This is a genomic window from Stenotrophomonas sp. ZAC14D1_NAIMI4_1 (assembly GCF_003086775.1).
Taxonomy (GTDB): Bacteria; Pseudomonadota; Gammaproteobacteria; order Xanthomonadales; family Xanthomonadaceae; genus Stenotrophomonas.
The window spans coordinates 245,076-256,692 of the sequence record NZ_CP026001.1 but is presented as its reverse complement, the minus strand read 5'-3'; the positions used below and the strand labels follow the sequence as shown (position 1 = coordinate 256,692).

The following is an 11,617-nucleotide window of genomic DNA, read 5'->3' as shown; positions in this document are numbered from 1 at the left end:
ATTCAGCTTACAGGTGCTTCCATTCGAAGCCATCGCCGCTGCGGTAGTAGATCGCCACGGCACGGCCATAGACCTTGCCGGCGTCGACGAAGCCGAAGAAGCGGCCATCGAAGCTGTTGCCGCGGTGGTCGCCCAGCACCAGCAGCTTGCCGTCCGGCACCACCATGTCGCCGATGTCCGGGCCACCGCCCATGTCCAGGTCAAGCTGGGCCTGGCGCTCACCGAAGGCTTCGGTGTCGCGCAGGTCGGCGATCTGCAGCGGCTGGCCGTTGATGGCCAGGTGGCCGCCGCGCAGCTGCACGTGGTCACCGGCCACGGCCACCACGCGCTTGATCAGGCGGGTGCCATCGGCCGGCGAATCGAACACCGCCACTTCGCCGCGCTGCGGGGTGCCGGTGGCCAGCAGCTGCTGGCTGGTGAACGGCAGGCGCAGGCCGTAGGCGCGCATGTCCACCACCACGCGGTCGCCGGGCTGCAGGGTCGGCTGCATCGAGCCGCTGGGCACCACGTAGTGGTTGGCCAGGGTGTCGCGGGCAGCGGCAAGCAGGCCGAGCATGACCAGCAGCGGCAGCGCTTCCTTCTTCAGCCAGGTGAGCGCGCGTTCGGCAAACGGGGGGCGGGTGACAGCGTCCATGGCAGGTTCCGGGTAGGCGGTAGCGCTATCAGACCACAGGCAGGCCCGCGAGGTTCCCGCACGGGTTACGCAGGTTTTACGCGCGCCCCCGGCAACGGGCATCGCTCCTTTACGGGCACCGCGCGCATCGTGTGCCCACCGCGCCACAGGGCGCATTCCACAAGGTGTTGTATGACCCTCCTGGTGATCCGCCACGCGTCTTCGCCGGCACCGCGCCCGCAGCTGCCGGCAGAGCTGAGCGGCCATCGCGTGCTGTGCAGCGACTGCGCCAGCCTGTCCGAAGTGCGCCACTGCCTGTGCCAGCCGCAGGCGCGCGCGGCCGACTGGGTACTGCTGGATGTCGGTGCGGCCGACGAGGCGCAATGGCAGGCCGAGGGCGGCGCGTTGCAGGCGGCGCTGGAACGACTGCCAGCGCAGTACATCGAACTGCAGTCGCGCAGCGAACCGGGGCTGGAGGCGCGCCTGCGCCTGCAGCACGGTCCGGCCGCGGTGGTGGTCGACCAGCGCAGCCAGCAGGCCGGTTACCCGTTGTCGCTGGCCATCGTTGGCCGCCGCCTGGCGCAGGAGGGCTGAGCCATGTCGATCTTCATCATTCGTGGCCCGGAAGCCGCCGGCACCCTGATCCGCACGGCGATGCCGCTGCCGGCGCCGGTGCTGAAATCACTGGTGCACCGCGCGATCGACGCCGGCACCAGCGTGGCCATCCGCGCCTGCGGCTCGGAACAGGAACTGCTGGATGCACTGCGCGTGGCCGACCACAGCCGCGGCGAGGTGACGCTGCTCGACCCGGGCGCGTGTGCCAACAGCCTGCGCCTGCAGCGCCTGCTGCCGTACCTGCACAACGCCTACGTGGAAGTACATGACGACGGTGCGGTTGCCGAACCGTGCCTGCCGGCCGGTGTCGGCCAACGCCTGGGCATCGCCGCCGGCTACGGTGCGCAGAGTTACGTTCTGGCGTTGGACATCGCGCTGGATCACCTTGGATTGGCCGAACAGGCCAATCGCGTGCATGTTGGGACGTAACGCTGTTTGTAGAGCCGAGCCCATGCTCGGCTGCCCTTCCAGGAAACATCAGCCGAGCGTGGGCTCGGCTCTACACAACGAAAAACGGCGGGGTTGCCCCCGCCGTTTTCTGTTTCTTACTTCAGCCCGCGGAACTTCAGCAGCGGTTCCACCGACGGGTCCTTGCCGCGGAAATCGCGGTACAGGGTCGACAGTTCCACGCTGTTGCCGCGCGAGAGGATCTTGTCGCGGAACTCCTGGCCGTTGGCCGCCGTCAGGCCACCGTGTTCGGTGAACCACTGGTAGGCGTCATGGTCCAGCACTTCGGCCCAGAAGTAGGCGTAGTAACCGGCCGAGTAGCCGCCGCCCCAGATGTGGTCGAAGTAGGTGGTGCGGTAACGCGGCGGCACCTGCGGCAGGTCGACCTTGAACTTCTTCAGCGCGCTGGCTTCGAAGGCGCCGACGTCCTGCAGCGGGGCATCGGCCTTCTGCGTGTGCCAGGCCAGGTCAAGCAGCGCGGCCGACAGGTACTCGGTGGTCGCGTAGCCCTGGTTGAAGCTGCGTGCCTTGAGGATCTTGTCGACCAGTTCCTGCGGCATCGCTTCGCCGGTCTTGTAGTGCTTGGCGTAGTTGGCGAAGACCTTCGGGTCCAGCGCCCAGTGCTCGTTGAACTGCGAGGGGAACTCGACGAAATCGCGCGAAGTGGCGGTACCGGCGATCGACGGGTACTTCACGTTCGAGAACATGCCATGCAGGGCGTGGCCGAACTCATGGAACATGGTGGTGACGTCGTCGAAGCTGATCAGCGCAGGCTGGCCATCGGCCGGCTTGGTGAAGTTGCAGACGTTGTAGACCACCGGCTTGGCACCGGTCAGGCCGTCCTGCTCGACGAACACGTCCATCCAGGCGCCGCCGGACTTGGTGTCACGCTTGAAGTAGTCGGTGTAGAACAGGGCCAGCGAGGTGCCGTCCTTGTCGAACACTTCGTACACCTTCATGTCCGGGTTGTAGGTCGGAATGTCGGTGCGCGGCTTGAAGGTGATGCCGTACAGCTGGGTGGCGGCGTAGAAGACGCCGTTCTGCAGCACGTTGTCCAGTTCGAAGTACGGCTTGACCTGCGACTCGTCCAGATCGTACTTGGCCTTGCGGACCTGCTCGGCGTAGAAGTCCCAATCGGAAGCGGCGACCTGGAAGCCACCCTTCTGGGCGTCGATCACCTTCTGGATCTCACCGGCTTCGGCACGGGCCTTGGCGGTGGCGGCCGGCACGGTGTCGGTCAGCAGCTTCAGCGCCGCGGCCGGGGTCTTGGCCATCTGGTCGCCCAGCTGGTAATCGGCGAAGGTTTCAAAGCCGAGCAGCTTGGCCTTCTGCGCGCGCAGCTGGGCCAGGCGCTGCACGGTCTCGCGCGTGTCGTTCTTGTCGCCACGCTCGGCGCGGGTTTCCGAAGCCTTCAGCACGGCCGCGCGCTGGTCGCGGTCGCTGAGCGAGCCGAGCACCGGCTGCTGGGTGGTGTTCTGCAGCGGCAGCACGAACTTGCCATCCAGCTTGCGATCCTTGGCGGCGTTGGCCGCGTTGTTGATCGCGTTCTCGTCCAGGCCGGCCAGCTTGGCCTTGTCATCGACGACCACGGCCGCAGCGGCGGTTGCAGCCACCAGGCGGGTGTGGAACTGGGTGGACAGGGTGGTCTCTTCGACGTTGAGCTTGCGCAGGCTCGCCTTGTCGGCGTCGGACAGCTGCGCGCCGGCGCGCACCAGGCCGTCGTAGTAATGCTCGACCAGGCGCTTCTGCACCGGATCCAGTTCCAGCGTGTCACGCTGGTCGTACAGCGACTTCACGCGGGCGAACAGCTTCGGGTCGAGGTTGATCTCGTCCTGGTGCGCGGCCAGCTTCGGGGCGATGTCTTCCTGGATCTTCTGGCGCGCTTCGGTGCCATCGGCCTGGACCAGGCCGAAGAAGATGCGCGACACGCGGTTCAGGGTCTCGCCGCTGCGCTCCATCGCCACGATGGTGTTGTCGAAGGTGGCCGGCTCGGCGTTGTCGGCGATCTTGCGGACATCGGCCAGGTGCTGGCGCATGCCTTCTTCGAAGGCCGGCGTGTAGTCGCTGTCCTTGATCTTGTCGAACTGCGGCGCCTGGAACGGCAGCGTGCTGGCGCTCAGCAGCGGGTTGGTGGAGGCTTCGGCCGGCTGCTGGGCCGGGGCTTTCTGTGCTTCGGACACGGGGGTGGACTCCTTGCCGGAACAGGCCGCCAGCGCCAGGCTGATGGCGGCGGCCAGGACTACGGTACGCGACATGTAAAACGCTCCTTGGGCGGACGGTATGGGATACCAGCCCTCCACCCTACTCCTGTCGCGCTCGCCCGGCATGTGCCGGACGTGGCGCCTCGGTTGCCGGCCGTGGCCGGCTCAGACCGTGCCGCGGGTCTTGCCCATCCAGGGCCGGTAGAACTCACGGATGGCGGCCATGTCGGCGGCGTCATCGCCGGTCGGCTGGAACAGCGGGCCGATGCCGATGGTCTTTTCCGGGTAGTGGAAGTACGCCGCCAGGACCGGCACATCGGCCATCCGCGCGATCTTCAGGAAACCGGCTTTCCAGTCCTTCACGGCCTTGCGGGTGCCTTCGGGGGTGATGGCGAACCACATCTTCTCGTTGTTGCGCAGCAGGTCCACGGCCTGGCCGACGGTGCCCTGCGGCGCGCTGCGGTCCAGCGGGATCACGCCCAGCTTGTGCAGCAGGGGGCCCAGCGGCCACCAGAACAGCGAGGCCTTGCCCAGCACTTTCACCTTCATGCCCAGTGCGATCTTCGCCGCCATGCCCCACAGGCCGTCCCAGTTGGACGAATGCGGGGCGATGATGAAGACCAGCCTGGGCACGTCAGGCAGGGTACCGGTGACCTTCCAGCCGCCCATGCGCAGCGTGCAGCGCGCCAGCCAGCGCAGGAAGGCGTTGGGTTTGACCTGCGGCATGCTCGGCGGAACGGCCGGCAGCAACGGCGTCGGGTTGTTCAAGCAATCACTCCCAGTCACGTGATGAGCGCCCGCGCTTGATCTGCGCGCGCCCGCGTTTGGCGTCCAGACGACGCAGTTTCGACCCGAGGGTCGGCTTGGTGGCCTTGCGTGGCTTGGGCACGCTCAACCCGGCCTGGATGAAGGCCGCCAGCCGCTCGCGCGCATCCTCGCGATTGCGATCCTGGGTCCGGAACCGTTGCGCATCGATGACCAGCACGCCTTCGCCGGTCATGCGCCGGTCGCGCCGCGCCAGCAGGCGCTCGCGCAACGGGTCGGGCAACGAGGGCGAGTTGGCCACGTCGAAACGCAGTTCCACCGCGGTGGAGACCTTGTTGACGTTCTGCCCGCCGGCGCCACTGGCGCGCACGAACCGCTCGACGATCTCGCCGTCGGGGATTTCAAGCTGCGCGCTGATGGTGACCGGTCCACTGCCCATCCGCGCATTGTAGCGGCAGGCGGGTTGCCGTGGCTGCCATCGCGCGCCGTATGCCGCCGATCAGGCACCGAACACGCCGCCTTCGCCTGTCCAGCAGGTATGCTGGCTGTCCCATGTACCGCAGGAAGCTTCGCATGACCCGCTTCATTCCCGCCCTGTCCACCGCCCTGCGCCGTACCGTGCTGCTGCTGGCGCTGGCCGCGGCGAGCGCGCCGGCCCTGGCGGCAGCGCCCACCGATGCCGACATCAACCGCCTGCTGGCCGCCTCGCGTGCGCAGAGCCTGCTCGATGGCATGCTGCCGCAGCTGGAGGCGATGCAGCGCCAGCAGTTCGAGGAGATCGCCCGGCAGCGCCAGCTCACCCCGCAGCAGACCGAGCAGCTGCAGCGCATGCAGCAGCGCACCACTGCCACCCTGACCAAGGCGCTGTCCTGGCAGCAGCTGCGGCCGATGTACGTGGATCTCTACAAGAAGAGCTTCAGCAAGGAAGACGTGCTGGCGATGGCCGAGTTCTACGAGAGCTCGGCCGGGCAGAGCCTGCTGGACAAGACCCCGCTGCTGATGCAGAACGTGATGATCGCCATCCAGGAAAAGATGAAGCCGCTGATGGCCGACCTGGAGAAGGACATGCAGGCGATCATCAACGAGCCCGAAGCGAAGTGAGGCGGTAGCGCCGGGCCATGCCCGGCGAGCGCGAAGCGCGGCCGTTTCATCGCAGAAGCCGCCGGGCACGGCCCGGCGCTACCCCTACGGTACCTGCCAGCCGAACAGGTCCAGCGCCTTCTGGAACTCGCCATCCACCGGCGCACGCACGTCCACCGTGCCGCCATCGGGGTGCGGGAAACGCAGGCGCTCGGCGTGCAGCAGCATGCGGTGCACGCCCTGCATGCGGAAATTGCGGTTGTGGCGGCCATCACCGTGGCTGGTATCGCCGATCAGGTGATGCGAAAGATGCTTGAGGTGGCGGCGGATCTGCCGGAAGCGGCCGGTCTGCGGCTGGCAGCGCAGCAGCGCATAGCGCGAACTGGCGAAGTCGCCCACCGGCACCGACAGTTCGCCGGTGGCCAGGCGCTGGAAATCGGTCACCGCCGGCTTTTTCACCGGCTTGCCCGGCCCGCCATCGAGGTCGTGGTCGACCTGCCAGGCCTCCTCGGCCGGCCAGCCGCGGCAGATGGCCAGGTAATCCTTGCTCACCTCGCCGCCCATCAGGGCCTTGCCCAGCACGCTGGCGGTCTCGCGGTCGAAGGCCAGCAGCAGGCAGCCGCTGGTGGCGCGGTCCAGGCGATGCACCAGGAAGATCGGCCGGCCCAGCTGCTCTCGCAGGCGGTCGGCGAGGAAATCGTCTTCGCCACGGGCCAGCTTGCTGTCGTGGACCATCAGCCCGGCCGGCTTGTTGACCACGGCCAGGCGCTCGTCCAGGTGCAGCAGCTGCAGGGGGGCGGTTTCAGTCTCGACCGCGGCGAGGGTGTCGGGTTCGGTGCTCACCGGTGGATTATCGGTGATGGGGGGCCATGCGTACACGGCACGCGAATCCGGTGGGTGGCGACCGTTGGTCGTCACCCAACAGAGCGGGTGGCAAGCGCGGTGCTTACCGCCACCAGGCGCGGGCCAGGGCGAAGGCCCCTACCGCGGCGGCGCCCAGGCTCAGCACCGGCAGGTCGCCCCAGTACCAGCCGGGCGGCTGCAGCACGTACATCAGCGTGGCGATGGCCAGCAGGCCGACGCCGGTGATCGCCCCCACCGCGCGCTTCTGCAGGCGCTGCAGGCTGGCATCGAGGGTGACCAGGTCGCGCGAGCGCATCGCCAGTTCGTGGCGGCCTTCCACCTGCTGGGTCAGCCAGGCGTGCACCAGGCGCGGCATGTCCGGTGCGTGGGTCATGATTTCCGGCAGGCGCTTGCCGATCTCGCGCACGACCCGGCGCGGGCTGTAGCGGTCGCGCAGGATCCTGGCCAGGACCGGCTTGGCCACCGCCCAGATGTCGATCTGCGGGTCGAGCTGGCGGCCCACGCCTTCGATGTTCAGCAGGGTCTTCTGCAGCAGGATCAGCTGCGGCTGCAGGGTGAGCTGGTAGCGCTGGGCCACCCGGAACAGCTTCAGCAGCACCTCGGCCAGCGAGATCTGCGACAGCGGGCGGGTGAAGTACGGTTCGCACACCGAACGCACCGCCGCTTCCAGATCGTCGATGCGCACGTTGTCCGGCATCCAGCGCGCCTGCACGTGCAGTTCGGCGATACGGCGGTAATCGCGGTTGAAGATGGCCATGAAATTCTCGGCCAGGTAGTACTGATCTTCCTGCGAGAGCTGGCCCATGATGCCGAAGTCCAGCGCGATGAAGCGCGGGTTGTCGCGGCGCGCCGGATCGGTGTCGACCCAGATGTTGCCGGCGTGCGCATCGGCGTGGAAGAAGTTGTCGCGGAACACCTGGGTGTAGAACACCCGCACGCCCTTGGCGGCCAGCGCCTTGCGGTCGATGCCGGCCTTGTCCAGCGCGGCGATGTCGTCGGACGGAATGCCCCACACCCGCTCCAGGGTCAGCGCGCGCTCGGCGGTGTGGCTCCAGATCACTTCCGGCACGTACAGGTCGTCGCTGTTTTCCCAGAAGCGGCGCAGCACGCTGGCATTGGCGCCTTCGCGCTGCAGGTCCAGCTCGGCGGCCAGGGTGTTCTCGACCTCGGCCACCACTTCGCGCGGGCGGATCTTGTCGGCGCGCGGATGGGTGCGCTCGACCAGCGCGGCCAGCGAATTGAGCAGGGCGATGTCAGCATCGATCTGCTTCTCGATGCCCGGGCGCAGCACCTTCACCACCACCTGGCGGCCATCGGACAAGGTCGCGGCGTGGACCTGGGCGATCGACGCCGAGGCCAGCGGTTCGGTGTCGAAGCTGGCGAACGCTTCGCTGACCGGCAGGCCCAGCGCCTCTTCAACGATGCGGCGCGCGGTGTCGCCATCGAAGGGCTTGACCCGGTCCTGCAGCAGGGTCAGTTCGTTGGCCACGTCCGGCGGCACCAGGTCGCGGCGGGTGGACAGGATCTGCCCGAACTTGACGAAGATCGGGCCCAGGTCCTGCAGCGCCAGGCGCAGGCGCGCACCGCGCGACTGCGAGGCGATGCCGGCCGAGGCGCGCGGCACGAAGGGCTTGGCCAGGCGCAGCCAGCGCTCGGCCGGCGTGCCCTGCAGCAGATCGTCGAGGCGGTAGCGCAGGATGATGCGGCCGATGCGGTTGGCCCGCAGCAGCGCCTTCATGCGGCACCCCGCAGGCGCTGCACGCGTGCACCCAGGCGCTCGACGTCGTCGCGCAGCACGTCCACGTCGTCGTGGAAGGCATCCAGTTCGGCACGTGGCACCACGTCGCGCGACTCTTCGGTGATGAATTCGGCGGCGCTGTGGGCCAGGTCGATGGCGCCCTGGCGCGCGTGCTGCAGGGCGCTGCGCAGGGTGTTGGCCACCTGCACGCCCAGCACGTCACCGAACACGCTGACGAAGGGTTGCTGCCAATCGGGGTCGAAGCCCTTGGCCAGCTGCTGCAGGCGGCGCGCGAGTTCGGCATCGCCGGCCACGCGCACGCGGCCCTTGCCGTTGTCGCTGCCGCGGCGCGCATTGGCCAGCAGCGGCAGCTGGGCAAGCACGCCGGCCAGGCTGCTGCGCACGGCCAGGTCGGCTTCCTGTGCATCCACCGGGCCGACGCGCAGCTGGTCGCCAGCCACGCTGATGCGCATCGCCAGCGATGGGGCGTCCAGGGTCAGGTCGATGTGGCGGCCGGCGAGGCTGGCCAGGGCATGCCGGGTATCCGGATCCAGCGCCAGTGCGCGGTTCAGGGCGGTCTGCAGGGCGCGGCCGGCGAGCGGCTTGAGGGACGAGAGCAGGGAGAGAGCCATGCGTGCATTCTACCTGCGTGGGTGGTGGGCTTGGGCCGGGCGGCTGCCCGGCACCCGCCGCTGCATCACCGGGCGCTCAGGGTTTCACGGCGGTGATGACGACCTCTTCCGCCCACCGCGGCGTCAGCGTGGCCAAGCCATCGCAGGCCCACCGCGCGAGATGCCTGAAGCCTGCCGAAGGCAGGGCGATGCCATGGGCCTGCGCGATTGCGGCGCTGTCGCGCCAATGGACCCTGGCATGGGTGCCGCGCCGATGCACCTTGATGTCCTTGAAGCCGGCGTCCGCGAGCAGCCGGCACATCTGCGCCTGGGTGGTCAGGCAGATGTGGTACGGCGGATGCAGAGCGCACCAGGCGCTGCCGAACACCTTGAGGCCCAGTGCCTCCGGGTTCGGGTAGGCAAGCCACAGCAGCCCATCCTTCTTCAGCGCGCCGAAGCAGCTGGACAGCAGCTCGCGCTGGTCGAAGACGTGCTCCACCACCTGGTTCATCGTGACGATGTCGTAGCGCTCGTGCTCGGCCGCCAGCAGATCGAAGCCTCCCAGACGCACATCCAGCCCCTTGCGCTGCGCAAGCGCGGCAGCCTTGGGGTCCGGATCGATGCCGCTGGCCTGGATGCCCATCCTGCCTGCGAGCGAGAGAAAGCCACCGTTTCCGCAGCCGACGTCCATCAGCCGCAAGTCGGCGCGACGCCCGCGCTTGAGGTGGACATGTCGCCCGAAGCGGTCCAGCTTCAGGCGGAACGGCTCGATCAGCGAAAACAGCAGGTGGCCGGCGCGCAGCGTCCTGCCCGGCACCTCCAGGCAGAACCGTTGCTGCAGATAGCCGCGGATGAGTGCTCCCACAATGCCGCCTGACGGGATCCCCTGATCGGCGTCGCCGTCATGGTGGGTCGGGTAGTCCTCGTAGGCGCGGTGGATCGAGGTGGCGTCGGGGCGGACCGCAAGAAAGACCGACGCACAGCTGCTGCAGCGTGGCATTTCCCACGTGTCCGGCATGCTGAGGAGATCGTCCCGCCGGGTGTAGGCAGGCATGAAGGCAGTGGCCCCACACGCAGGACAGCGGTCAACGTTCTCGGCGCCGCCTTTTGACCACTCCATCATCCGGATCCACCCGTGGAAAAGCGATGACTGTAGGCCCTACCACGCCCCGAGGGAAAGCTCCGCCCTCCGCCGATCACCCTGCTGCACGAGCGATGCGGCGCCCAACGGCGACTGAGTGGCCTGCGCCCGGCCGTACCTGATCGGCTGCGGAAGGTTCATGCTGTGTGGCCTTGTTGCACAGGACAACACCCATGGCACGGACCCGGGTCGGCATCATCTTCGGGGGCATGTCCTCCGAGCACGAAGTTTCGCTGCAGTCGGCGAAGAACATCCTCGATGCGCTCGATCGCGAGCGCTTCGAACCCGTACTGGTCGGCATCGACAAGCAGGGCCAGTGGCACCTGAGCCAACCCGATACCTTCCTGGTCCATGCCGATGACCCGGCGCGCATCGCGCTGCGCCCCTCGGGCACGGCGCTGGCGCTGCGGCCGGGGGCGGGCCACGCACAACTGCAGCCGGTGGATGCATCCACCGCGCTGGGCCAGATCGACGTGGTGCTGCCCATCGTGCACGGCCCGCTGGGCGAGGACGGCGCGCTGCAGGGGCTGCTGCGCATGGCCAACCTGCCCTTCGTCGGTTCGCCGGTACTGGGGTCGGCAGCGGCGATGGACAAGGACGTGGCCAAGCGGCTGCTGCGCGACGCGGGCCTGCCGGTGGCGCCGTGGGTGTGCATCCGCCGCCACGAGGCCGCAGGCGTGGATGTGCAGGCACTGATCGCACAGCTGGGGCTGCCGCTGTTCGTCAAGCCGGCCAACCAGGGGTCGTCGGTGGGGGTCAGCAAGGTCAAGCACGCCGGTGAGTTTGCCGACGCGCTGCAGCTGGCGCTGCGCCATGACCACAAGGTGCTGGTGGAATCGGCCGTAGTCGGCCGTGAGATCGAGTGCGCGGTGCTGGGCAACGACCAGCCGCAGGCCAGTGTCTGCGGCGAAGTGGTGGTGCACGACGAGTTCTATGCCTACGACACCAAGTACATCAACGCCGATGGCGCGGACGTGGTGGTGCCGGCGGTGATCGATGCCGATGCACAGGCGCGCATCCAGCAGATCGCGCTGCAGGCCTACCAGGTGCTGGAATGCGCGGGCATGGCGCGGGTGGATGTGTTCCTCACCGCTGAGGGGCAGATCGTCATCAACGAGATCAATACCCTGCCCGGCTTCACCCGCATCAGCATGTACCCCAAGCTGTGGGGTGCCAGCGGGTTGGGCTATACCGCGCTGATCACGCGGCTGATCGAACTGGCGCTGGAGCGGCACGCGGCCGATCGAGCGCTGGTGTAACCCGCTTCTGTAGAGTCGAGCTTGCTCGACTGCGTTTTCATCAGTCGAGCATGGCTCGACTCTACAAAGGCAGTCGAGCAACGCTCGACTCTACAGAAAGCGGTACCGCCTAGCCGCGCTTGCGGAACATCGAGATCACGGCGAGCACCAGGAACACCACGAACAGGATCCAGGCGATGTTGCTGGCGGCGCCCGCAATGCCGGAGAAACCGAGCACGGCGGCAATGATGGCGATGACGAAAAAGATGACGGCGTAATGCAGCATGGCGTTCCTCGCGGGTGG

Annotated in this window: 13 protein-coding genes; 4 read left to right on the top strand and 9 right to left on the bottom strand. The window is 67.9% G+C overall.

Annotation, left to right across the window (positions count from 1 at the left end):
• Window positions 1-7: 7 nt before the first annotated feature.
• Window positions 8-634, bottom strand: coding sequence for a signal peptidase I (gene lepB, locus C1927_RS01125; RefSeq protein ID WP_079224810.1), 627 nt, complete (start codon window positions 632-634; stop codon window positions 8-10).
• A 171-nt stretch (window positions 635-805) separates the two neighbouring features.
• Between lepB and C1927_RS01120 the strand changes: the two genes are divergently transcribed.
• Together C1927_RS01120 and C1927_RS01115 are read left to right on the top strand one after the other, a co-directional pair.
• Window positions 806-1,207 (top strand): hypothetical protein, encoded by a 402-nt coding sequence (locus tag C1927_RS01120; protein WP_108745709.1) that lies wholly within the window; start codon window positions 806-808, stop codon window positions 1,205-1,207.
• A 3-nt stretch (window positions 1,208-1,210) separates the two neighbouring features.
• Window positions 1,211-1,657 (top strand): 3-dehydroquinate dehydratase, encoded by a 447-nt coding sequence (locus C1927_RS01115; RefSeq protein WP_108745708.1) that lies wholly within the window; start codon window positions 1,211-1,213, stop codon window positions 1,655-1,657.
• 116 nt (window positions 1,658-1,773) lie between these two features.
• Here C1927_RS01115 and dcp read toward each other — a convergent pair whose 3' ends face one another.
• The 3 genes from dcp to arfB form a co-directional block, all read right to left on the bottom strand.
• On the bottom strand, window positions 1,774-3,930 hold the full coding sequence (gene dcp / locus C1927_RS01110; RefSeq protein ID WP_079224807.1) for a peptidyl-dipeptidase Dcp: 2,157 nt from the start codon (window positions 3,928-3,930) through the stop codon (window positions 1,774-1,776).
• Window positions 3,931-4,041: 111 nt separating this feature from the next.
• Complete coding sequence (locus tag C1927_RS01105) at window positions 4,042-4,602, bottom strand: lysophospholipid acyltransferase family protein (protein ID WP_234458306.1); 561 nt, start codon at window positions 4,600-4,602, stop codon at window positions 4,042-4,044.
• Window positions 4,603-4,648: 46 nt separating this feature from the next.
• The gene (arfB, locus tag C1927_RS01100; protein WP_049429794.1) at window positions 4,649-5,080 is read right to left on the bottom strand and encodes an alternative ribosome rescue aminoacyl-tRNA hydrolase ArfB; all 432 of its coding nucleotides are present in this window, start codon (window positions 5,078-5,080) and stop codon (window positions 4,649-4,651) included.
• A 134-nt stretch (window positions 5,081-5,214) separates the two neighbouring features.
• Here arfB and C1927_RS01095 point away from each other — a divergent pair, with 134 nt between their 5' ends.
• Complete coding sequence (locus tag C1927_RS01095; RefSeq protein ID WP_079224805.1) at window positions 5,215-5,742, top strand: DUF2059 domain-containing protein; 528 nt, start codon at window positions 5,215-5,217, stop codon at window positions 5,740-5,742.
• Window positions 5,743-5,826: 84 nt separating this feature from the next.
• Here C1927_RS01095 and C1927_RS01090 read toward each other — a convergent pair whose 3' ends face one another.
• From C1927_RS01090 to C1927_RS01075, 4 genes are all read right to left on the bottom strand, one after another.
• The gene (locus tag C1927_RS01090; protein ID WP_108745707.1) at window positions 5,827-6,564 is read right to left on the bottom strand and encodes a pseudouridine synthase; all 738 of its coding nucleotides are present in this window, start codon (window positions 6,562-6,564) and stop codon (window positions 5,827-5,829) included.
• Window positions 6,565-6,667: 103 nt separating this feature from the next.
• A complete protein-coding gene (gene ubiB / locus C1927_RS01085; RefSeq protein WP_079224801.1) occupies window positions 6,668-8,323 on the bottom strand; it encodes a ubiquinone biosynthesis regulatory protein kinase UbiB in 1,656 nt (551 codons plus the stop codon).
• On the bottom strand, window positions 8,320-8,955 hold the full coding sequence (locus C1927_RS01080) for an SCP2 sterol-binding domain-containing protein (protein ID WP_079224800.1): 636 nt from the start codon (window positions 8,953-8,955) through the stop codon (window positions 8,320-8,322). Before C1927_RS01080 ends, ubiB begins: the two co-directional genes overlap by 4 nt.
• Before the next feature lie 76 nt (window positions 8,956-9,031).
• Window positions 9,032-9,988 carry a class I SAM-dependent methyltransferase gene (locus C1927_RS01075; protein ID WP_159095030.1) on the bottom strand — a complete coding sequence of 319 codons (957 nt, stop codon included), beginning with the start codon at window positions 9,986-9,988 and terminating at the stop codon, window positions 9,032-9,034.
• A 260-nt stretch (window positions 9,989-10,248) separates the two neighbouring features.
• Here C1927_RS01075 and ddlA point away from each other — a divergent pair, with 260 nt between their 5' ends.
• Window positions 10,249-11,334, top strand: coding sequence for a D-alanine--D-alanine ligase (gene ddlA, locus C1927_RS01070; protein WP_108745705.1), 1,086 nt, complete (start codon window positions 10,249-10,251; stop codon window positions 11,332-11,334).
• Between the two features lie 109 nt (window positions 11,335-11,443).
• Here the strand turns inward: ddlA and C1927_RS01065 are convergent, their stop codons facing one another.
• Window positions 11,444-11,599, bottom strand: a complete 156-nt coding sequence (locus C1927_RS01065) for a DUF1328 domain-containing protein (RefSeq protein ID WP_004153593.1) — start codon at window positions 11,597-11,599, stop codon at window positions 11,444-11,446.
• Window positions 11,600-11,617 lie beyond the last annotated feature (18 nt).